At 68.8% G+C, this 19,762-nt stretch carries 21 protein-coding genes and 1 pseudogene; 7 read left to right on the top strand and 15 right to left on the bottom strand.

Annotation, left to right across the window (positions count from 1 at the left end; genetic code table 11):
- The 9 genes from soxA to ASF18_RS23725 form a co-directional block, all read right to left on the bottom strand.
- Positions 1-753, bottom strand: coding sequence for a sulfur oxidation c-type cytochrome SoxA (gene soxA / locus ASF18_RS13230; RefSeq protein ID WP_056352828.1), 753 nt, complete (start codon positions 751-753; stop codon positions 1-3).
- Between the two features lie 17 nt (positions 754-770).
- Positions 771-1,091 carry a thiosulfate oxidation carrier complex protein SoxZ gene (gene soxZ / locus ASF18_RS13225; RefSeq protein ID WP_056216145.1) on the bottom strand — a complete coding sequence of 107 codons (321 nt, stop codon included), beginning with the start codon at positions 1,089-1,091 and terminating at the stop codon, positions 771-773.
- 6 nt (positions 1,092-1,097) lie between these two features.
- Positions 1,098-1,562, bottom strand: a complete 465-nt coding sequence (locus tag ASF18_RS13220; RefSeq protein WP_056352180.1) for a SoxY-related AACIE arm protein — start codon at positions 1,560-1,562, stop codon at positions 1,098-1,100.
- An 8-nt stretch (positions 1,563-1,570) separates the two neighbouring features.
- Positions 1,571-1,972 carry a sulfur oxidation c-type cytochrome SoxX gene (gene soxX / locus ASF18_RS13215; RefSeq protein ID WP_244472723.1) on the bottom strand — a complete coding sequence of 134 codons (402 nt, stop codon included), beginning with the start codon at positions 1,970-1,972 and terminating at the stop codon, positions 1,571-1,573.
- 89 nt (positions 1,973-2,061) lie between these two features.
- Positions 2,062-3,312, bottom strand: coding sequence for an NAD(P)/FAD-dependent oxidoreductase (locus tag ASF18_RS13210; RefSeq protein ID WP_056352178.1), 1,251 nt, complete (start codon positions 3,310-3,312; stop codon positions 2,062-2,064).
- Positions 3,309-3,620, bottom strand: a complete 312-nt coding sequence (locus tag ASF18_RS13205) for a c-type cytochrome (RefSeq protein ID WP_056275969.1) — start codon at positions 3,618-3,620, stop codon at positions 3,309-3,311. Before ASF18_RS13205 ends, ASF18_RS13210 begins: the two co-directional genes overlap by 4 nt.
- Positions 3,620-5,806, bottom strand: coding sequence for a molybdopterin cofactor-binding domain-containing protein (locus ASF18_RS13200; protein WP_056352165.1), 2,187 nt, complete (start codon positions 5,804-5,806; stop codon positions 3,620-3,622). Before ASF18_RS13200 ends, ASF18_RS13205 begins: the two co-directional genes overlap by 1 nt.
- Positions 5,807-5,816: 10 nt before the next feature.
- A complete protein-coding gene (locus ASF18_RS13195; protein WP_056216155.1) occupies positions 5,817-6,278 on the bottom strand; it encodes a (2Fe-2S)-binding protein in 462 nt (153 codons plus the stop codon).
- A gap of 625 nt (positions 6,279-6,903) precedes the next feature.
- On the bottom strand, positions 6,904-7,077 hold the full coding sequence (locus tag ASF18_RS23725) for a hypothetical protein (protein WP_156394164.1): 174 nt from the start codon (positions 7,075-7,077) through the stop codon (positions 6,904-6,906).
- Positions 7,078-7,539: 462 nt separating this feature from the next.
- Between ASF18_RS23725 and ASF18_RS13190 the strand changes: the two genes are divergently transcribed.
- A complete protein-coding gene (locus tag ASF18_RS13190; protein WP_056216157.1) occupies positions 7,540-8,283 on the top strand; it encodes a Crp/Fnr family transcriptional regulator in 744 nt (247 codons plus the stop codon).
- Positions 8,280-8,558 (top strand): hypothetical protein, encoded by a 279-nt coding sequence (locus ASF18_RS13185; RefSeq protein ID WP_056352161.1) that lies wholly within the window; start codon positions 8,280-8,282, stop codon positions 8,556-8,558. The genes ASF18_RS13190 and ASF18_RS13185 overlap by 4 nt, the downstream gene beginning before the upstream one ends.
- Positions 8,559-8,620: 62 nt before the next feature.
- On the opposite strand, the gene ASF18_RS13180 is transcribed toward ASF18_RS13185, so the two are convergent.
- From ASF18_RS13180 to ASF18_RS13165, 4 genes are read right to left on the bottom strand one after another with little or no spacing between them, the layout of a single operon-like run.
- Positions 8,621-9,466 (bottom strand): VOC family protein, encoded by an 846-nt coding sequence (locus tag ASF18_RS13180; RefSeq protein ID WP_156394165.1) that lies wholly within the window; start codon positions 9,464-9,466, stop codon positions 8,621-8,623.
- The gene (locus ASF18_RS13175) at positions 9,463-10,383 is read right to left on the bottom strand and encodes an SMP-30/gluconolactonase/LRE family protein (RefSeq protein WP_056352158.1); all 921 of its coding nucleotides are present in this window, start codon (positions 10,381-10,383) and stop codon (positions 9,463-9,465) included. The genes ASF18_RS13180 and ASF18_RS13175 overlap by 4 nt, the downstream gene beginning before the upstream one ends.
- A gap of 4 nt (positions 10,384-10,387) precedes the next feature.
- Positions 10,388-10,846 (bottom strand): hypothetical protein, encoded by a 459-nt coding sequence (locus ASF18_RS13170; protein ID WP_056216166.1) that lies wholly within the window; start codon positions 10,844-10,846, stop codon positions 10,388-10,390.
- A complete protein-coding gene (locus ASF18_RS13165; protein WP_056352155.1) occupies positions 10,843-11,337 on the bottom strand; it encodes a DoxX family membrane protein in 495 nt (164 codons plus the stop codon). Before ASF18_RS13165 ends, ASF18_RS13170 begins: the two co-directional genes overlap by 4 nt.
- Before the next feature lie 217 nt (positions 11,338-11,554).
- On the opposite strand from ASF18_RS13165, the gene ASF18_RS13160 reads away from it, so the two are divergent.
- Together ASF18_RS13160 and ASF18_RS13155 are read left to right on the top strand one after the other, a co-directional pair.
- On the top strand, positions 11,555-13,129 hold the full coding sequence (locus ASF18_RS13160; RefSeq protein WP_244472693.1) for a GMC family oxidoreductase: 1,575 nt from the start codon (positions 11,555-11,557) through the stop codon (positions 13,127-13,129).
- Positions 13,126-14,106 (top strand): alpha/beta hydrolase, encoded by a 981-nt coding sequence (locus ASF18_RS13155; protein ID WP_056352149.1) that lies wholly within the window; start codon positions 13,126-13,128, stop codon positions 14,104-14,106. The genes ASF18_RS13160 and ASF18_RS13155 overlap by 4 nt, the downstream gene beginning before the upstream one ends.
- A gap of 1,592 nt (positions 14,107-15,698) precedes the next feature.
- On the opposite strand, the gene ASF18_RS13150 is transcribed toward ASF18_RS13155, so the two are convergent.
- On the bottom strand, positions 15,699-16,175 hold the full coding sequence (locus ASF18_RS13150) for a MarR family winged helix-turn-helix transcriptional regulator (RefSeq protein WP_056352146.1): 477 nt from the start codon (positions 16,173-16,175) through the stop codon (positions 15,699-15,701).
- 115 nt (positions 16,176-16,290) lie between these two features.
- On the opposite strand from ASF18_RS13150, the gene ASF18_RS13145 reads away from it, so the two are divergent.
- Complete coding sequence (locus ASF18_RS13145; RefSeq protein ID WP_056352143.1) at positions 16,291-16,662, top strand: antibiotic biosynthesis monooxygenase family protein; 372 nt, start codon at positions 16,291-16,293, stop codon at positions 16,660-16,662.
- A gap of 390 nt (positions 16,663-17,052) precedes the next feature.
- Here ASF18_RS13145 and ASF18_RS23050 read toward each other — a convergent pair whose 3' ends face one another.
- Complete coding sequence (locus ASF18_RS23050) at positions 17,053-17,544, bottom strand: lipocalin-like domain-containing protein (RefSeq protein WP_082487487.1); 492 nt, start codon at positions 17,542-17,544, stop codon at positions 17,053-17,055.
- Positions 17,545-17,834: 290 nt separating this feature from the next.
- Here ASF18_RS23050 and ASF18_RS13140 point away from each other — a divergent pair, with 290 nt between their 5' ends.
- Entirely contained in the window at positions 17,835-18,887 is a 1,053-nt protein-coding gene (locus ASF18_RS13140; RefSeq protein ID WP_056211788.1) for a tyrosine recombinase XerC, read from the top strand.
- Between the two features lie 22 nt (positions 18,888-18,909).
- Positions 18,910-19,762: pseudogene (locus ASF18_RS24750) on the top strand (leucine-rich repeat-containing protein kinase family protein); the annotation flags it as partial.

The following is a 19,762-nucleotide window of genomic DNA, read 5'->3' as shown; positions in this document are numbered from 1 at the left end:
CTACGGGCGCACCGCCGGGGTCTCCACCGGCAGGGGCGCGGCCCGGTCCATGAGGTAGCGCTCCAGGGCGACGAACTCCTCCCCGCCGTAGGCGAAGGGCTCGGCCCGCATTCCCGTCATGCAGTTGCGCAGGCGCCGCTGCACGGACCCGACCCCCTGCCATTCCAGGCGGTAGAGCGGATAGCCGGTGGGGTGGCCCTGCGGGATCAGGGCCGCGCCGAGGCGGCGTCCGGGGTTGTCGTCGTGGCAGGCGGCGCAGGACAGGCCGAGCTGGCCCATGCGCTGCGTGAACAGCGCCTTGCCGGCCGCCCGGGCGGGACCGAGGCGGGGATCGTCCGGGGCCGTGATCGGCAGGCCCGCGGACTGGGCGGCGACGTAGGCGGCGAGCCCGAGGAGCTCACGGCTCTCGTACGGATAGGACTCCGCGCCCTGGTGGCGCCGCCGGCAGGCATTGATCCGGCCCTCGAGGTCGAGGGGGGCCGCGGTCTCGGCGTCCCAGGCCGGGTAGCGGGCGGCGACGCCGCGCATCGTGGTCCCGGCCTCGCCGTGGCAGCCGGCGCAGGCGGGCCGGCCCGGGGCCGGCGGCTTGCCCCAGAGGTCGGCGCCGTCCGCGAGCCAGAGCAGGGCCGGGTTGGCCATGCCGTCGCGCTGCATCGCCTGGATGTCGGGGCTCATGGTGTCGAAGCCCGAGCGCCGCGCGGCGGCGGGACTCCCGTCCGCCCGCCCCGGCCCCGCCGACAGGACCGCGACCATCAGGAGCGCGAACCGCCTCACGTCACCGTCAGGGTCGCGGTCTCGGTCTGCGAGAAACCGTTGTCGCCGCGCCAGGTGAAGGTGAGCGTGCCCGTCCGCGTCGCCCGCAGGCTGAAGGTCAGGTAGGGGTTGGCTGCGGTGGCCGGAAACAGCTCGGCCCGGAACACCGTCTCGCCGTCGTAGAGGCAGGCGAACTCCGTGATGATGTCCCGCGGGCGGATGCGCCCGTCGGCCCCCGGCCGGAAGCCGGTCTCCATCGGGTGCGAGATCAGGGTCTTGATCGTGACGACCTCGCCGACCTGGGCGGATTTCGGCACGTTGATCAGGGTGCGGGCCATGGCGGCTCAGCCCTCCAGGCAGGCGGCGAGGGTGACGATGGCGTCGGCCGTGGTCGACCAGTAGCGCCCGTCGCTGGTCTCCGCGATGGCGGTGATGCGTTGCGTGTCGGCGAGGCGGATTCGGGTCGTGATCGCAGCGCGACCTCCACGCGACCCTAGGTATACGGTGATGACGTTCGGCTGCGGATTCCTGTCGTTGAACACCGCGATGCGGCGGACATGGTCCTCCGGCGTCATGGGGCTGTCCACCGCCACGGTGATCGTCACCGCGTTGCCGTTCTCGACCAGCGGCGGCAGGTCGAGGCGGACGCGCCCCGGGAGGATCTCGGCCTCGCCTGCGAAGCGCCGGATGGCCTCGGCCGTGCTTTCGGTGCGGATCGCGGCCCCGGCCGCCACCGGGCGCAGGGCGACGGTCGCGGCGAGGCCGGGTCCAAGGGCGAGGACGCCGCGTCGGCTCGGGTGGTGGGACATGTGCGGGCTCACGGCGCCGGCCTCTCCGAAGGGGTTTCGCGTAGCGTCGCAAGGAAGGCGACGATGTCCTCGATCTCCTGGGGTGCCAGCACCGGCCGGCCGCGCCAGGCTGCGCCGACCCGCGTGGTGCCGGCGAGGCTGTAATAGGAGGGCATGATGGTGTCCGGGTTCAAGACCCGGCCGTCCACGAGGCGCAGGCGCAGGGCTCCGGGCGCAAGCCGGTCGCCGACGCCCACGAGGTCGGGGCCGAGATTGCCGGGAAACGGCTCCTCGGGGAACGGCCCGGCGTGGCAGAGCGGGCAGAGCCCCTTGGTGCGGTCGGTCACGAGGGCCTGGCCCCGCGCGGGATCCCCCGGCACGCCGGTCAGGCTGGCGGGTATGGCGCGGTCGACGACGGTGACGGGCCGCAGGGGCTCCGCGCCCGGTTCGGCTCCCGCCGCGGCCTCGGCCCGCGCGGCCAGGATCGTGCAGCCGATCCAGACCCATCCGGGCACGCGCCTCACCCGAAGACCTGCCGGGTGATGGTGCGGTACCAGTCGGCGGCGTGGAGGGCCTCCTGCTCGCGCAGGGCCATCGACGCGTCGACCGGGCTGATGCCGCCGGCCCCCTCCACGTCAGCGAGGACGCCGCCCGCCGGGTGGTAGACGCCCGCGATCGAGATGCCGTAGCCGGGCGCCACCAGGCTGTAGCAGGTGTTGATCAGCTTCGGCGTCTCGGGTGCGCGGCCAGCCAGGAGGTCGATCACCGCGTCGGCGCAGACCTTGGCCTGGGCGTTGGCCGAGAAAGCGGATTTCGGCATCGCCCCGGCGATGGCCGCGTCGCCGATGACGTGGATGCCGGGCACCAGCCGGGATTCGAAGGTGACGGGATCGATCGGGCACCAGCCGCTGCGGTCGGCGACGCCAGCGACGGCGGCGATCCGCCCCGCCCGCTGGGGCGGGATGATGCAGGCCACGTCGGCCTTGTAGTCCGAGAAGTCGGTGCGGACGATCATGGCGTCCGGGTCGACGGCAGTGACCTGTCCGCCCTCCGCCAGGGGGACGTATTCGAGTTGCGTCGGGTAGAGGGCCTTCCAGCCCAACTGGAACAGGCGCTGCTTCGAGAAGGTGTCCTTGGCGTCGAGGAGGATCAGCTTCGCGCGGGGCTTGGTGGTCTTGAGCACATGGGCGATCAGGCTCGCGCGCTCGTAGGGGCCGGGCGGGCAGCGATAGGGATTGCCCGGCACCGCCAGCACCACGGTGCCGCCCTCGGGCATCGCGGCGAGCTGCCGGGCGAGGAGCAGCGTCTGCTCGCCCGCCTTCCAGGCATGGGGCATGCGCTCGGCCGCCGCCGCGTCGTAGCCGGGAATGGCGTCGAAGCGCAGGTCGATCCCCGGCGAGAGCACGAGTCGGTCATAAGTGCGTGCGGTGCCGTCTGCGAGCGTCACCCGGCGTGCATTCGCGTCGATGCCGGTGGCAGCGGCGTGCACGACGCGCAGGCCGGCACGGGCAAGGCCCTCGTAGCCGAACCGCTGCGCCGCCATCGGCTGGAGCCCGGCGATGACCTCGTTGCTGAACGGGCAGGACACGTAGGTCGGGTTCACCTCGACCAGGGTCACGTCGAGGCCGCCGCCATGCAGTGCGCGCGCGGCGGTGGCGCCGCCGAAGCCGCCGCCGATCACCACGACCTTCGCCGCGCCCTGAGCCAGAGCCGGCCGCCCCAAAGCGAAGGCCGCCCCAGTGGCGAGGACCGCGCGGCGCGTCGGGCTCATGGTCGCTCCTGGCTCGTCTCGGGGGCGGCCGGACGCTGCCGCGACAGGTAGGCGGCGATCGCTCGGGACTCCTCCTCCGAGAAACCCCTGGCGATGCGGCTCATCACGCTCGCGGGTCGCACGCCCGAACGGTACTGGGCGAGCGCCGCCGCGATTTCGGCCTCCGGGCGACCGTCGATCGCCCCCATCGCGGCCCCCTCGGCGTGACACCCGGCGCAGGAGGAAGCCCCCGGCGGCGGGCGCTCCCTCGCCAGGACCATCCCGACGGACCCGGCGAGCAGCCAGGCCGCGAGCACAGCCGGGCGCATCACGCCCGGCGCAGGTCCGTGTTCTTCACCGGCATCTGGCGCACGCGCTTGCCGGTGGCCGCATAGATCGCGTTCAGCACAGCGGGGGCCGCCACCGCGATGGTGGGCTCGCCGACCCCACCCCAGAAGCCGCCCGACGGCATCACGATCGTCTCGACCACGGGCATCTCCTGGAGCCGCATCACGGGGTAGGTGTCGAAGTTCGTCTGCTCGATGCGGCCGTTTTTGACGGTGCATTCCTGGTAGAGCGCCGCGGACAGGCCGTAGACGAAGGAGCCCGCGATCTGGGCGTCGATCTGCTGTGGGTTGAGGGCATGGCCCGGATCGGTGGCCGCGACGATGCGGTGAATTTTGACCGTCCCGTCTTCACCGACGGAGACCTCGGCCACCGCTGCCACGTAGGACCCGAAGCCCATCATCTGGGCGAGACCTCGGTGGACGCCTGCCGGGGGCTTCGAGCCCCAGCCGGCCTTGTCCGCCACCGCCTGCAGCACCGCCCGGTGCTTGGGGTGCTGCTCCATCAGCTTCAGCCGGAAGGCCAGGGGATCCTGTCCCACCGCATGGGCGAGCTCGTCCATGAAGCATTCGAGGTAGATCGCATTCGGGTTCATGTTCACGCCGCGCCAGAAGCCCGGCGGGACGTGCGGGTTGCGCATGGCGTGGTCGACCAAAATGTTCGGGATCGCGTAGCCGATCGCGGCCTCCGCGCCGCCGGCATTGAGCCCCTGGAACACCACCGGATCCTTGCCGTCCACCATCCGGTTCGGCGCCACCGAGACCAGGATCGATTGCCCCGAGATGCGCATGTGCAGCCCGGTGACGTTGCCGGCGTCGTCCAGCCCGGCGCGCATCCGGCATTGGGTGATCGGGTGGTAGCGCCCGTGGGTCATGTCCTCCTCGCGGGTCCAGATCAGCTTGATCGGGGTCCCGGGCATCTCCTTCGCGATGAGGACGGCCTGGCGCAGCCAGTCGTGGGTGGCGCCGCGCCGGCCGAAGCCGCCGCCAAGCAGGAGCTTGTAGACGTCGCACTGTTTCGCCGAGAGGCCGGCGGCCTCGGCCACGGCGGCGAGCGCCGCCTCGCCGTTCTGGGTCGGTGCCCAGGCCTCGCAGCGCTCCGGGGTCCAGCGCACCGTGGCGTTCATCGGCTCCATGGTGGCGTGGTTCTGGAAGGGGACGCCGTAGGTCGCCTCCACGACCCGGGCCGCGCCCTTCAGGGCGGTCGCGACGTCGCCGCCCTTGTTGCCCACATAGGCGTCCTCGGCGTCCAGGCCGTCGCGCAGGGTCGCCGCGATGGTCTCGCTCGAAACCTGGCCGTTCGGGCTCTCGTCCCAGACGATCGGCAGGGCCTCCACGGCGGTCTTGGCACGCCAGAAGGTGTCGGCGATGACCGCCACGCCGGTATCGCCCACCGCGACGACCTTCTTGACCCCGGGCATACCCTCGACAGCCTTGGCGTCGAAGCTCTTCACGGTGCCGCCGAAGACGGGGCAGTCGCGGATTGCCGCGTTCAGCAGGCCAGGCATGGTGAGATCGATGCCGTAGATCTGGCTGCCGTCGGTCTTCTCGACGGTATCGAGGCGCTTCACCGGCTTGCCGGCGATGGTCCAGTCCTTCGGATCCTTGAGGACGATGTCCTTCGGCGGCGTGACCTTGGCTGCCGCCATCGCCACCGCACCGAAGGTGGTGGTGCGGCCGGAGCCCCCATGGCTGATCACGCCCTTCTCGACCCGGCACTCCGAAGGAGCGACGCCCCAACCCTGGGCGGCGGCCTCGACCAGCATGATGCGGGCGGCGGCTCCCCCCTTGCGAACATAGTCCTGGGACTCGCGGATGCCGCGGCTGCCGCCCGTGCCGAAATCGCCCCAGACCCGGCCGCGGGCGACGTTCTGGCCCGGCGTGGGATACTCGGTGACCACCTTGCTCCAGTCGCAGCCGAGCTCCTCGGCGACGAGCTGGGCGAGGCCCGTGAGAGTGCCCTGGCCCATCTCGGATCGGGCGATGCGGATCACCACAGTCTCGTCCGGCTTGATCACCACCCAGGCATTGACCTCGGGCGTGAGCGCCGGCGGAGCCTCCTGCGCGGCAGCCTCGGGGAAGGGCACGTGAAATCCGAGGCTGAGGCCGCCGGCGGCAACGGCGCCGGCCACGAAAGCGCGTCGGGAAGGCTTGTTCGCGAGGGCATTCATGGCTGTCTCCTCAACCGGCCTGGCCGCCATCGGCGGCGAGCTTGATGCCGGCCAGGACGCGGTTGTAGGTGCCGCAGCGGCAGATGTTGGTGATCTCGGAGCGGATCTGCGCCTCGCTCGGGTGCGGGTTCTGCGCCAGCAGCGCCGCCGACGCCATGATCATTCCAGACTGGCAGAAGCCGCATTGCGGCACGTCGAGTTCGGCCCAGGCCTTCTGCACCGGGTGCGAGCGATCCTTCGACAGGCCCTCGATCGTCACGATCTTCTGGTCAGGGGTGACGCTGGAGACCGGCATCGAACAGGAGCGCACCGCCGTGCCGTCGATATGCACCGTGCAGGCGCCGCACTGTGCGATGCCGCAGCCGTACTTGGTGCCAGTGAGGCCGGCCTGCTCGCGGATGACCCAGAGGAGCGGCGTGTCGGGTTCGGCCTCGACCTCGCGGATGGCGCCGTTCAAATTCAAACGGATCATGCGTTTCCTGCCGTGTTGCCCAGTCGTGAGTCGTGCTCCGCCGGATGTCCGCGGCGGCGGCCCCGTCTTTGGAATGGTTGTACGGTGCCGTGGTCGACCAAGTCCACAGGCATTTCTCGTCGCGAACCGTGTGCAGGTCGGCCCCTGCCATGGAATCTTCCAAATCCGCCCCGCGACCGATTATCTTCATGCATTTCTGTTATTCAAATTTATCTTTGAATATTCATGAGATCTTGCCTCAATTCGGACCGCCTCCCAACCATTCGCATGGGACTTCGTCCAGAATAACGACTGAGTTTTGGCGAGAGGCGGGTCCTCCATGAGGCCCGGACTTCGATGCGCTTGAATCCGGTAGCCGTGATGCCGACGTACTGAAGATGTGGCCGCACGTGCCTGCGTCGGCTCCGACTTTCTAAAAGGCGCTCCGCGGACATCACGTGGTGCGACGTAATCGTGGGTGATCGCGTTCCATCAGAATGCAGATTCCCCCCCCGATCGAAGTGCCTCCTTCCCAAGGTCCGCGCTCCGATAGGGGCTGGGCGGCTCGAGTCTCAACAGCTGCAACCGCCCAGCCCCGCCTTTCAGACCCGCGTCAGGCCGCGCGCATCCGACGGGACACACCGGCTCAGATCCCGGCGCCGCGCTCCGGGTCCGGTCCCTGCGGAATGAGCCGGTGATATTCGCCCTCGGGCGGTCCGTTGCTGCTGGCGACGAGCGCCTCGAGCGCCTGCACGCTGAGGGTCGTGCCGAGGCGCTGGGATCCCAGGGTCTGGGCCAGGAATGCGTGGGTGACGGGCATCTCATCCCTGCCCACCCGGTCATGCGACATGAGAATCCGCGAGCCAGACGGATTTGCAGGGGCAGGGTCGCATGCCCCCAGGGGGTGTGGCCGATCTGGACTTGAACGAAGCGGCGCGGGTCTCTCACGCCCCCGCCACGTTCTTCGGTAAGATCGGGGATCGCTTCCACCAGCGAAGGGCCCATTCACATCCGCGTGATACTTTCAGACTGATCGGCGTAGTCAGGCCTGTCACTGATATTTGTTAATGCGCCGGCGTTCGCCTTGTTAAAGCAGGCCCATTCGGGAACACCCCCTGGCGAGAGGGCGAGGTCGATACCCGCGGGCAGACCCGGCCAACGCGGGCACCTCCCCACCTGTCTTCATGTTAGTAGGTGAGGATTGCGCGGTCCGGCCGGTCTACGGAGTTCCGATGCGTCACTCCTGCCCACGCCAAACCTGCCCGAGAAAGGCACTTGCGCAATGAGCCTTGCCGCCGGCACCGATCTCAGCCTGCTCGTTCGAAAATTGGAGACGATCATCACCGTCTCGGACCTCGAGCGTCGGGCGATCGAACGCCTGCCGGTCACGCGCCGGCAACTGAGCGCCCATCAGGACATCGTGCGCGACGGCGACCATCCCAAGCAATGCTGCCTCCTGCTCGAAGGGTGGGCCTTCCGCTACAAGCTCCTCGACGAGGGCAAGCGGCAGATCCTGTCGGTCCACATCCCCGGGGACATCCCCGACCTGCAGAGCCTGCACCTGCCGGTGATGGATCATAGCCTCAGCACCCTGACGGCCTGCACCCTGGCCTTCATCCCGCACGAGGCGATGCTCGACCTCACCCGCAACCATCCCGGCATCACGGCCGCCCTCTGGCGGGATACCCTCGTGGACGCGGCGATCTTCCGGGAGTGGATGACCAATATCGGACGCCGCTCGACGCTCGGCCGGATCACGCACCTGTTCTGCGAGATCTACTTGAAGCTGCACGGCATGGGACTGGCGCGGGACTTCGCCTGCGAGATGCCCCTCACCCAAGGTGACATCGCCGATGCGATCGGCGTCTCGAACGTCCACGTCAACCGCGTCCTACAGGATCTGCGCGGCCAGGGACTGCTGACCCTTCAGGGGCAGCGCCTCGTCATCCACGACTGGGACGCACTGACGAACCGCGCGGAATTCGACCCGGCCTACCTGCATCAGAAGCGGCCACCCGGCCCATGACGCTGAGCCTCCAGTCCATCCGGATCCGGACAGGGAGCAGCGACGAGGAAGGCCGGCTGGTCATGGACGAGGGGCTCCTCGTCGCGATCCTGATCCAACTCTCGGCCGACCATGGCCCGGAGGCCGGACACTGGTTCCTGGAGGTGGGTTTCGGCAACCTCGGTTCTCCGAGGCCGGCGCCTTTCCGCGATCTGGCTGCAGCGCTGGCCTGGATCGCGACGCAGGCGGACACGCCGTCCGGCGAGGGCGTGCGCGACGGGGTCCGCAGGCCGTGAATTTCCGGTTCCGGGCGCATTCGGCGCTGCGCCCCACGGGCGGGCCGCTCCGGACGAGGATCTCAGGTCAGCCGAAGCCGATGGCCGTCCGGGTCCCGGAGGTGGCGGGGCGCGCCATCGGCGCCGGCGAAGACCAGGACGGTGGCGGCGATGTCGCGGTCGTCGCAGACGTGACCGCCGCGGGAAAATTCCCCTGCATAGTCAAGGAGTTCGACGTGCGGTGTCGGTGCCCCCGGCGGCCTCAGGCCCGTCACGGTGACGTGCGGGTCCGGCACGTCGTCGAGGCGGGCCTGCGCGGGACCGACATTGGTGGAGCGCGACGCCGCCCTGAAGCCGAGGCCCGCGTAGAAGGCGAGGCTCGCGGCGGTATCCGTCACCGAGATCGCCGAATGATCGAGGCCGAGGCAGGGATCGGGGCCGCCGCTGCGCCAGGCCTCCGGTACCTGCCCGGGGGGAAACGCAAGGAATTCAAGGGGATGCCCCTCGGGGTCGCGGAACTTGAAGGCGGTGACGCCGCCCGAGGCCGCCGGCAGGCGCTCCGGCCCGGCCGTGGAGATCGGGCGCCAGCCCGGCGTCGCCGACAGGCGTGAGACCGCGGCCGCCATGTCCGAGACCACGATGGCGATGTGCTGGAACAGGGGGCTCCAGCCCGGCACGGCGTCGGGATAGGGCCGCCCCGGACGGTCGAACCCGACGAGGTCGACGGCCTGCGCGCCGAGCCGGAGGGACACGACGGTTTCGCCAAAAGTGGTTCGCCGGTCGACCAGAGGTCGTGTCGAGGTCACGCGGGAAAACCCGAGCGCCGCCGTGAAATACCGCGCCAGCGTTTCAGGATCGGCGCTGACGAGGCGAATCCGGTCCAGGCGCAGCGGTCCGGCCCCGCTATCCGGCTTTACGTCCCCCGTCATGGGGTCTGCGCGCCGCGCCGGTTGAGGAAGATCGCGTAGAGGGTGTGCGAGCCGCCGATGAACAGGCGGTTCTTCATCCGGCCGCCGAAGGTCAGGTTCGAGACCCGGTGGGGCACGAAGATCTTGCCCATCAGGTTGCCGGAGGGATCGATGCAGTGGACGCCGTCGGCGGCGCTGCTCCAGACGTTGCCGTCCTCGTCGACCCGCATCCCGTCGCAGTAGCCGGGGGCGACGGTGTGGAAGACCCCGCCCCCCGAGAGCGCGAAGTCGGAGCCGACGTCGAAGACGCGGATGTACTGGCGCGGGTTCGGCCGGCTCTGGTCGCCGGTCTCGGAGACGTAGAGCCTCCGCTCGTCGGGGGAGAAGGCGAGCCCGTTCGGTCCGTCGAAATCGGTGGCCATGGCGCGGACCGCGCCGGAAGCCGGGTCCAGGCGGTAGAGGGCCGGCGGCTGCTCGGAGGTCTGGCGCCCACCCTCGTAGTCGGTGGCGATGCCGTAGACCGGGTCGGTGAACCAGATCCCGCCGTCGGAGGCCACCACCACGTCGTTGGGGGCGTTGAGGCGGCGCCCGGCATGGTGGGTGGCGAGGGTGGTAACGGCGCCGTCGTATTCGGTGCGGGTGAGGCAGCGGTTCCGGTGCGAGCACGCGATCAGCCGGCCCTGGCGGTCGCGGGTCTGGCCGTTGGCGAAGTGCGAGGGCGCCCGGTAGACCGAGAGCCCCTCCGCCTCGCTCCAGCGCAGGGTGCGGTCGCGCGGCAGGTCCTGGAACAGCAGGCAGTCGGCATCCCCGAACCAGACCGGCCCCTCGATCCAGCGGAAGCCGGTGGCGATCTCCTCCAGTTCGGCATTGCCCAGCAGGTATCCGGCAAAGCGCGGATCGACGATTTCGACGCCCGGATTCGGGAGCGTGGACGCCATGGGGCTACCGGAACCGGCACGGGGTGGCGACGGTGGGCGGCGCATCGAACTGCACCACCATCAGCACGGCGGGTTCAGGCCCGACCGTGCCGGAGAGGTGCCCCTGGCGCCCGTCCACCGCCTTCGTGTTCTGGTCCTCCCCGAAGGAGATCTCGCCGGGCCCCATCTCGACCCGGGTGCCGTCCATGGATTCGACGAACCAGCGCCCCGAGAGCGGGATGATCCATTGGGGCTTCGGGTTCTCGTGCCAGGCGCCGGTCCAGCCCACCGGCTGCACCGTGACCATCACGGTGGCGCCATCATGGGTCTTGGTGCCCTGCCATTGCGGATCGGCCGGCGGCTGCATCGACTTCATGTCGAAATCGGTCAGGGCGCAGCGGGTCTGGTGGCTGACGCCCTCGGCGTCGGTCCAGAGGTGCCAGTAGGGCACGCGGGGTTTTTCGGGGGCGGTCTCGTCGCTCATGGGCTCGTCCTGACGGGGGTGGAAACGGGGGTGGTGCGGTAGGGCTGCGAGGAGGCCAGCGGGTCGGCGAGGAAGAGCCGCACCGTGTCGGCCCCGGTGCCGAAGGTGATGAGCAGAAACCCGCCGGCGAGGGCGACGTTCTTGAGGAAGTCCCAGAACAGGCCCCGGCCCTTGCTGTCGCCGCCGGCCCAGAAGTCGCCCGGGCGCCAGAACTGCTTCCACAGGAGGGCCGTGACGCCGCAATAGCCGGCGAGCACGAAGGCCGCGGCCCGGTCGGCGATGCCGGTGAGGATGCCGGCCGACATCACCACCTCGACGAAGAGCCCGGCGAGGATGAGCGCGCGGGCGAGGCCGGTGCTGGGGACCCGCTCGCGGGCCTGGCCCACCGCGCCCCGAAAATTCAGGATCTTGTCCAGCGCACTGAAGGGCAGGAACAGCAGGACCAGGAGGAGCCGGACCGCGAAGGCGATACCGATGCTGAGTGCGACCAAGATCCGGTCCTGACCTGAGAGGTGGGCGACCCGCCGGGATGGGATGGCTCGGCAGAACGTGATGCCATCGGCGGTTGAACGCGGCACCCGCGCGGGGGTTCAAACGTTCGGAGCACCGGATGCTGCACCGCGGCGCGCGATCGTGGCGCAAGCGAGGCTCCGGTGCCGGCATCCGCGAACCGACCCGCCCGCGGCGCAGGATCCCGAAGGACGCCCCATGGAACCCCCCATGAATCAGGACCATTACGACGTGGTGATCGTGGGCTCGGGGCCGGGCGGCGGCACCATGGCCTGGCGCCTCGCCCAGACCGGCAAGCGGGTGCTGCTCCTGGAGCGCGGCGGCTACCTGCCGCGGGAGCGCGAGAACTGGGACAGTCAGGCGGTCTTCGTGGATGCGCGCTACCAGGCGCCCGAGACCTGGTACGGCGCCGACGGGCGCACCTTCCACCCGGGCCTGCACTACTACGTGGGCGGCAACAGCAAGGTCTACGGCTCGGTGCTGCTGCGCCTGCGCGCCCGCGACTTCGACGTGGTGCGCCACCCCGACGGCGAGGCGCCGGAATGGCCGGTGAAGTACGACACCTTCGCGCCCTACTACCAGGCGGCGGAGGAGCTCTTCCACGTCCACGGCCTGCGCGGCGAGGACCCGACCGAGCCTCCGGCGGACAAGCCCTACGCCTACCCGCCGGTCTCCCACGAGCCGCGCATCCAGGAGCTGTTCGACGGCTTGAAGCGCGAGGGGCACCGGCCCTTCCACCTGCCGGTGGGCGTGCTCCTCGACGAGCGCGACGGGAAGGCCCTGCCGCACTCGGCCTGCATCCGCTGCGACGCCTTCGACGGCTATCCCTGCCTGACCAACGGCAAGGCCGATGCGCAGATCATCTGCGTCGACCCGGCCCTGGCCCGGCACCCGAACCTCACCCTGTGGACCGGCGCCTATGTCGAGCGCCTCCTCACCAGCCCGAGCGGGCGGGCGATCACCGGCGTCGAGCTCGTGCGCGACGGGCAGAGCCGGACGGTCTCGGGCGACATCGTGGTGGTGGCCTGCGGCGCCCTCTCCTCGGCCCTGCTGATGCTGCGCTCGGCCAACGAGGCGCACCCGCACGGCCTCGCCAACGGCTCCGGCCAGGTCGGGCGCAACTACATGCGCCACAACAACGCCACCGTGCTGGCAGTCTCGCGCACCCCGAACCCGACGAAGTTCCAGAAGACCCTCGGGCTCAACGACTTCTACTTCGGTTCGGACGACTGGGACTTTCCGCTGGGCCACATCCAGATGGTCGGCAAGTCCGACGGCACCCAGATCCACGGCGAGGGCCTGCCGGGCTTCCTGCAATGGTTTCCCGAAAAGCCCTTCGACTGGATCGCGAAGCATTCCCTCGACTTCTGGCTGACCTCGGAGGACCTGCCCCGGCCGGAGAACCGGATCTTCTACGAGGGCGGCCGGGTCCGCCTCGACCTCACCGAGAGCAACATGGAGGGGCATACCCGCCTGAAGCAGAAGCTGCGCGACCTCTGCGGCAAGCTCGACGTGCACCCGCACCTGTTCGACCGCTCGCTCTATCTCGGCAAGGACACGCCCATCGGCGGCACCGCGCACCAGGCCGGGACGCTGCGCTTCGGCACGGACCCGGCCACCTCCGTGCTCGACCTCGATTGCCGGGCCCACGGCATCGACAACCTCTACGTCACCGATGCGAGCTTCTTCCCCTCGATCGGGGCCGTGAACCCGACCCTGACCATCATCGCCAACGCCCTGCGGGTCGGCGACTCCATCGCGGGGCGGCTGTGACCAGCCTGCCCGCGCGCCTCCTCGCCCTGGCGATCCGCCTCACCGGGCGGCGGCGCAGCTTCGCCCAGGCGGAGCGCGACCCCGAGGCGGCGGTGGCCCGGCGCCCGCGGCCGGCCCGGCCGACGCCCGCCCTGCGCCGGACCCTGGCGGTGACCTGGGAGACCCGCGACGGCTTCGAGGTCTACACCCTGGCGCCGCGCACGGGGGCACGGGCGCCGCGCGCAGGGGCACGGGCGCCGCGCACGGGGGCCGGGGCACCCGGCCAGGGAGCCCGCACGGGGCGGGTGATCTACCTGCACGGGGGCGCCTATACGAGCCCGATCACCCGCCTCCACTGGCGCTTCCTCGCGCGGCTGGTCTCGGCCACGGGCCTCACCGTCACGGTGCCGCTCTACCCGCTGACGCCGGAGCATGCCTGCGCGCAGGCGAGCGCCTTCGCGATGGCGGTCTACCGGGCCTGCGCCGAGGCCGATCCGGGCGCGCCGATCGCCCTGATGGGCGATTCGGCCGGAGGCGGCCTCGCTCTGTCCCTGGCGATGCAGGTGCGGGAGACCGGCGGCGCAGGCAACCTGCCCGGTCCCGCCGGCCTCGTCCTGATCTCGCCCTGGCTCGACGTCACCACCGCCGACCCGTCCCAGGCCCGGATCGAACCCCGGGACGTGATGCTGATGCGCCCGGGCGTGCGGACCCTCGGGCGCTGGTACGCAGGCGACTGGGACCTCACGGACGAGCGGGTCAGCCCCCTCTTCGGCACCCTGCGGGGCCTGCCGCCGATCGAACTCTTCTGCGGCACCCACGACATCCTGGTGGCCGATGCCCGCCGCCTCGCCGCCCTCGCCCGGGCGGAGGAGGCCCCCCTCGCCTATCACGAGGAGCCCGGCCTGATGCACGTCTACCCGCTGCTGGGCCTGCCGGAATCCCGCCGGGCCGAGGCGCGGATCTGGGATTTTTTGGGGGACCGGATGGGCCGGGGGTGAGGGGTTGGATGTGGGGCGAGTGACGGGCGCTTCTGTATGGCAATGAGACGTCGCGGCGGCCCGTTTCGGATCGAGGGCGGGTGTTAGGCCCGCCCCTCTGCGTCGGTGATGGGTGGGGAGCGGTCCTCACTCGGACTCCTGGAAGCGGACACTCGTCTGCCGCCCGACAATTTCGGTCCGGAATGGATAGCAGCCCTTCACACCTATCGGCTACAGTGCTGATGAGACGCGTCTGGCGAACCGCATGTTAAGCATCTATTATTTTATGGTCGAATTTTTCTTTGATGTTCCCACGCTGGGATCAGCAATCTCGCGATCCTTGAAGATTTTCTTTGTAAGTATTTTGTTGGTCGGAGTTTGCATGGTCCTGCAAGTTCCCACAGAATATACGTTCATCATATATCTTTTGAATCTATCCTTGCCGTGTTTCGTGATAGCTCGGTACACCCAGCAGTATCTTGGCTCAAAGCGCAGCTAGATCACGCGGTGATGGGATAGGCCGCTGAGAGTGGATAGCGGACCTATCGTCGCCCGCATTCCGAACGGCGAGCGGCGTCATCCCAGATGTAGCTTCCTGATGTCTGGTCAGAGCAGCGGTCGATCTCCTCGTTAATCTTCCAGCATGCGCGGACGCTGAGTACAATTGCGAGGGCCATCAGCGCCAAAAACACCAGTGCGGCTCTCTTCACCCACTTCATGCCTACCTCTCAGAAGCAGAGTAAGAGCTCTATGCAAAGCGCTTCTTAACGTCTGCTGTGGGTCAGGAACGAGTGCAGCGGCGGCGTCTGACTCTTCGCGTTACCGCGCGAAAGCGGACCGTCAGGTTGTTTAGGCAAGTGGCAGCCAAGCTTCTTGAATCACTCTGACACCAGATAGTAGGGTTCGCGGGTCATTTTGTCCGGCGGCTGTTGCGATGGTTCGATGGAAAACGTTACCCAAGCTGACGCTCGAAGGCAACGTGTCCGAGAGAATTTCGCTGGGCTACTACTTGGCTTAGTCCTCACTTACTACTTCGGCAGCTTGACATTATCCCAATTTGAGCACGAGGCCGTATTGCGCGATGGACAGGGTATTGACGCACGTGTGTTGTCTGCGCGTAGTTTTCGGGGGGTCATCGTTGCGGTCGTCCAATACAGCGGCATGGCCGAGGGACGCGAAATAGAATGTCGCGCCGATGTATCGCTTGGCTACTGGAGCCACAGGCCGAAGCTCGGGGAACAGATCGCCGTCAGCGTTCGGCCGGGCTCATGTGCCACGCCGGTCAGCCAGACCGCTATTCAGTGGCCGTGGGCCTTTGCTGCCGTCTCGCTCCTGATCATGGTTATCCCGCTTGTATCGGCAGTAAACTTAGTCCGGTGCGTGATCCCGTTGCGGCAGCATAAGTGACCACCGCGAGCGGCCGCTTTTCACCCGACCCAGTCGTTGGACCTTACCCCATCGATAACCCAGGAGCGGACCTTCCCAGAGTCCGAAGAGGGTGGGGAGCAGACCCTGACCCTTCGCCCTCAAGCGGACGTTCCGCCAGCGATCCCCGAAAGCAGCCGTCCTTGTGGACGATACCTGGGGCGTCGGGAGCGTCAGCCGACCGTGAGCTATGCGCTCCGGTCCTCGGCATCGGCGCCGCTCTCCGCGAGCCTGTTACGCAGCATTCCGAGAACACGCAGCGCCGTGGCGAGATCGTCGGAAGGGATGTCTTTGGCCAAGTCGTCGGCCGCCGGAAACCAAGCCCGAACGGCGGCTTCGTAGGCGTGCCGACCTGCCGTCGTCAAAACTACGAGTTGTGCGCGCTTGTGGTGCGGGTTGGTCTCGAAGGCCACCAAGCCGTCCTTGGCGAGTTCGTTGACGATGCGCTGCACGTTCTGCCGGTTTGCGCCGAGGTCCCGGGCCAGCCAAGCCACCGGCTGCGGCCGATCTGCACAGGCGATGGCCCCCATGATCTGCCAGCGCGCGCTGGTGAGCCCGAAGGGCTCGACCAGGCGGTCGCCCCAGATCAGCGTCGCGTTGTTGACCCGGAAGAGCGTGAGAACGAGATCGGTCAGCGCTTCAGCAGAGCGAGAAACTTCGGACATCGCAGAGATCACCGCCCTATTGACATCATGATGCCATTTCGCTGATAATGACATTATGATGCCATGTAGGCATCACGAAGGCAACTCATTGGCCTGCATGCCCAGGGAGCACCCGATGTCGACGTTCATCGAAATGGACAGCACCGTGACCCTCGCCGACCAGTTGGCCGACGAGGAGGCTGGTCCGATCGTCTTGATCAACACCTTCGTCGTCCCGCCAGAGGACGCGGACGCGCTTCTGGAGGTCTGGAGCCGCGATGCGGCGATCATGAAACGGCAGCCGGGCTTCATCTCGACACAGCTTCATCGCGGCATCGCGGGAAGCGGTGCCTTTCTGAACTATGCGGTTTGGCAGTCCGTCGCCCATTTCCGGGCCGCCTTCGCCAACCCCGAGTTTCGGGCGAAACTCTCGGAGTATCCAGAGAGCGCGAGGGCGAGCCCCCATCTGTTCCGTAAGGTCGAGGTTCCAGGCATTTGCATCGCCTGACGCCTCATGGGCCCAGATCAGGACACCGCTCTTCGAGAACGCGGATGAAGGCTGATCACTGCGGTTGCTCGATCGAGTGAGGGCCACTTTCTCAGCCCTCACTTCCCAAAGCGGACCGTCGGAAATCCACCACCCTGGACGTGGGTCATCCTCGACGTAGCTGCCGAGAAGCGGACCTTCCAAGGGTCTGAGAAGGGTGGGGAGCCGCCCTTGGCCTTTCTCGCCGAAGCGGACATTCCTCTCCACACTTAAACCTCACCCTGAGCGCTGATCCACTCTGTTGCTAAAACGGACGTAATAAGTGCTTTCGTACGGATCGCTCACAATGCTTCGAAAAACCAGATTCCGCTTGGCATTATAGGACAATATTGAATCTGAAACCCTGAAGTTTCAAGGATACCGTTCCCAAACAAGCGTGATTACGCTCATCTTGCCGTCGACATTGAACTTAAAGGGCGGAGTGACCAGTGTGAGTTTATTATCGCTGTACTCCACTTCTCTGACCTGTGACGTACCTGTCCAAACCTCATTCCACGACGTATCAATGGCATGTGTGACTTTCTTGCCGTCGAATTTAAAGGTGCCTGCGTAAGCAAAGAACGTCTTGTGGAGGCGGACCCGATCCTCATCCGTCATCTTATCGTTTGCCGCAGGTTTTTCGCGACCCTCGAAAGCGCAAATCACCATCATGCGCCCGTCTTTCCCATAGTTGATCCAGCCGGTTGGCCGAGGACCACCATAGGCGTCGATTACCTCATTGGTATCCACGATCTTCCGGGTAGCACTCGAAAGGCGCCACGTCCCGTGGATGTCCTGTGTATCTAATGCGAAGGCTCCGGAAGCGCTTACGAAGCACGCCACGGCTGCAGTAACTATTCTCATATGCTGCTCCTGTTGCTGTCAATTCGCAGCATGCGAACCACAGCACTATGGATGGATACTTTACTCACATCCACTCTATCGAATGACTGGGACCGAGAATTGTCATTCGAAACCAGTTTGGCAGAACTCCACCCGTGCCGGTCGTAGGCTTCTGTCTAATTAGCAACCTGGAAGCGGACGTTGTCGGCTTCTGCAAAGGGTCGGAAGCCGACCTCCCCGGCAGTCAGATTCCGCCACCCCGCGCCCCCTCGGCAACGGAGCGTCAACGCCTCTCGGGCTTCAGTGGCCGGATGGCATCCTCCGCACCCGGTCCCGCCCCGCTCCCCGCCGACGCCCTGGCGTTTCCCGGGGACGCGGCCCTGCGTGCCGAAGCCCGGGCGTGGCAGGACGAACTCGCGCGGGAGCGGCGCCTCTCGCCCAACACCGTCGAGGCCTATGCCCGGGACCTGCGCCAGTTCCTGGCCCATCGCGCCGGGCGGCACGGCCCGCCCGGCATCGCCCAGCTCGTCGCCCTGAAACCGCGCGACGTGCGCGCCTTCATGGCCGCGCGCCGGGCGGACGGGGTCGGCGGGCGCTCGCTGATGCGGGCGCTGGCGGGCCTGCGCTCCTTCGCCCGCCACCTCGAGCGCCAGGGCCACGGCACCGTGGCGGCCTTGGGCGCCGTGCGCTCGCCCAAGGTGGAGCGGCGCCTGCCGCGCCCGATCCCCATCGACGCCGCCCGGGCGATGACCGGGCCGGAGCTGCGGGCCGGCGAGACCCGCGAACCCTGGGTGCTGGCGCGCGACGCCGCCGTGCTGGCCCTGCTCTACGGCTCGGGCCTGCGCATCTCGGAGGCACTCGGGATCCGGGCGAAGGACGCGCCCGTGCCGGGCACCGATTCCGTCACCGTGCTCGGCAAGGGCGGCAAGACCCGGATGGTGCCGGTGCTGCCGGTGGTCGCGGCGGCGGTGGCCGACTACGTGGCGGCCTGTCCCTACGCCCTGGCGCCGGACGGCCCGCTCTTCGTCGGCGCCAAGGGCGGCCCGCTCTCGCCGCGGATCATCCAGTACGCCGTGGCGGCGATGCGGGGCGGGCTGGGCCTACCCCCGAGCGCGACGCCGCACGCCCTGCGCCACTCCTTCGCCACCCACCTCCTGGCGCGCCAGGGCGAATTGCGGGCGATCCAGGAGCTGCTCGGCCACGCCTCCCTCGCCACGACGCAGCTTTACACCAAGGTCGACGCCGCCCGCCTGATGGAGGCCTTCGACGCCGCCCATCCCCGCGCCGGCGCTGGCCGGGCCGCGGCCCTGCGCGCGAAAAGTCGTGCGCCCGGTCCCCCACCCGCGCTAGGACCGGCGGCATGATCCGGCTCCCCGCGCCCCCGACATGACCCAGGACCCGTTGGCCGACCCGCTGGCCGCCCAGCTGGCCTCCCTGCGCCGGGGCGACTGCGCCGGGGCCCGGGCCCTGCGCTTTCCCCCCGGCCTCGCCGAATTCCCGCCCGAGGTCTTCGGCCTCGCCGACACCCTCGAGCTCCTGGACCTCAGCGGCAGCCACCTCGACGCGCTGCCGGCGGATCTCGGCCGCCTGCGGCACCTGCGCGTGCTGTTCTGCTCGGGCAGCCGCTTCACCCGCCTGCCGCCGGTCCTGGGGGATTGCCCGTCCCTGAGCCAGGTCGGCTTTCGCGGCACCGGGCTCGAGGAGGTGCCGGGCGAGGCCCTGCCCCCGGCCCTGCGCTGGCTCACCCTCACGGACAACCGGATCGCCGCCCTGCCGGACGCCCTCGGGCAGCGCCCGCACCTGCAGAAGCTCATGCTCTCGGGCAACGCCCTGGCGGCCTTGCCCGGGAGCCTGGCGGGGGCGCCGAACCTGGAGCTGGTGCGGCTGGCCGCCAACCGCCTGGAGGCGCTGCCGCCCTGGCTGACCACCCTGCCGGCCCTGGCCTGGACCTCCTTCGCGGGCAATCCCGTCGATGACGCGCCCGGGCGCCGCGACGTGCCGGGCGTGCCCTGGCGCGATCTCGAACCGGGCGACCTCCTCGGCGAGGGCGCCTCGGGCCGCGTGCACCGGGCGCTCTGGCGCCGCGGCGGGGCCCCGGCCGAGGCGGTCGCGCTGAAGCTGTTCAAGGGTGCCATGACCAGCGACGGCCTGCCCGAGCGCGAGATGGCGGCCTGCCTCGCGGCCGGCGCGCACCCGCACCTCACCGGCGCCCTGGGGCGCCTCGTCGACCACCCGGCGG

Origin of the sequence: Methylobacterium sp. Leaf89 (genome assembly GCF_001422215.1) — a bacterium.
In the GTDB taxonomy this organism is placed as follows: Bacteria; Pseudomonadota; Alphaproteobacteria; order Rhizobiales; family Beijerinckiaceae; genus Methylobacterium.
Note: the sequence above shows the minus strand (reverse complement) of the source record. Positions and strands in the feature narration are given on the sequence as shown.

Bases quoted from the DNA above. Each gene is read 5' to 3' on its own strand.
- soxA (WP_056352828.1), bottom strand. From the start codon at position 753: ATGGTCGCGGTCCTGTCGGCGGGGCCGGGGCGGGCGGACGGGAGTCCC.
- soxZ (WP_056216145.1), bottom strand. From the start codon at position 1,091: ATGGCCCGCACCCTGATCAACGTGCCGAAATCCGCCCAGGTCGGCGAG.
- ASF18_RS13220 (WP_056352180.1), bottom strand. From the start codon at position 1,562: ATGTCCCACCACCCGAGCCGACGCGGCGTCCTCGCCCTTGGACCCGGC.
- ASF18_RS13210 (WP_056352178.1), bottom strand. From the start codon at position 3,312: ATGAGCCCGACGCGCCGCGCGGTCCTCGCCACTGGGGCGGCCTTCGCT.
- ASF18_RS13205 (WP_056275969.1), bottom strand. From the start codon at position 3,620: ATGCGCCCGGCTGTGCTCGCGGCCTGGCTGCTCGCCGGGTCCGTCGGG.
- ASF18_RS13200 (WP_056352165.1), bottom strand. From the start codon at position 5,806: ATGAATGCCCTCGCGAACAAGCCTTCCCGACGCGCTTTCGTGGCCGGC.
- ASF18_RS13195 (WP_056216155.1), bottom strand. From the start codon at position 6,278: ATGATCCGTTTGAATTTGAACGGCGCCATCCGCGAGGTCGAGGCCGAA.
- ASF18_RS23725 (WP_156394164.1), bottom strand. From the start codon at position 7,077: ATGCCCGTCACCCACGCATTCCTGGCCCAGACCCTGGGATCCCAGCGC.
- ASF18_RS13190 (WP_056216157.1), top strand. From the start codon at position 7,540: ATGAGCCTTGCCGCCGGCACCGATCTCAGCCTGCTCGTTCGAAAATTG.
- ASF18_RS13185 (WP_056352161.1), top strand. From the start codon at position 8,280: ATGACGCTGAGCCTCCAGTCCATCCGGATCCGGACAGGGAGCAGCGAC.
- ASF18_RS13180 (WP_156394165.1), bottom strand. From the start codon at position 9,466: ATGACGGGGGACGTAAAGCCGGATAGCGGGGCCGGACCGCTGCGCCTG.
- ASF18_RS13175 (WP_056352158.1), bottom strand. From the start codon at position 10,383: ATGGCGTCCACGCTCCCGAATCCGGGCGTCGAAATCGTCGATCCGCGC.
- ASF18_RS13170 (WP_056216166.1), bottom strand. From the start codon at position 10,846: ATGAGCGACGAGACCGCCCCCGAAAAACCCCGCGTGCCCTACTGGCAC.
- ASF18_RS13160 (WP_244472693.1), top strand. From the start codon at position 11,555: ATGGAACCCCCCATGAATCAGGACCATTACGACGTGGTGATCGTGGGC.
- ASF18_RS13150 (WP_056352146.1), bottom strand. From the start codon at position 16,175: ATGTCCGAAGTTTCTCGCTCTGCTGAAGCGCTGACCGATCTCGTTCTC.
- ASF18_RS13145 (WP_056352143.1), top strand. From the start codon at position 16,291: ATGTCGACGTTCATCGAAATGGACAGCACCGTGACCCTCGCCGACCAG.
- ASF18_RS23050 (WP_082487487.1), bottom strand. From the start codon at position 17,544: ATGAGAATAGTTACTGCAGCCGTGGCGTGCTTCGTAAGCGCTTCCGGA.
- ASF18_RS13140 (WP_056211788.1), top strand. From the start codon at position 17,835: ATGGCATCCTCCGCACCCGGTCCCGCCCCGCTCCCCGCCGACGCCCTG.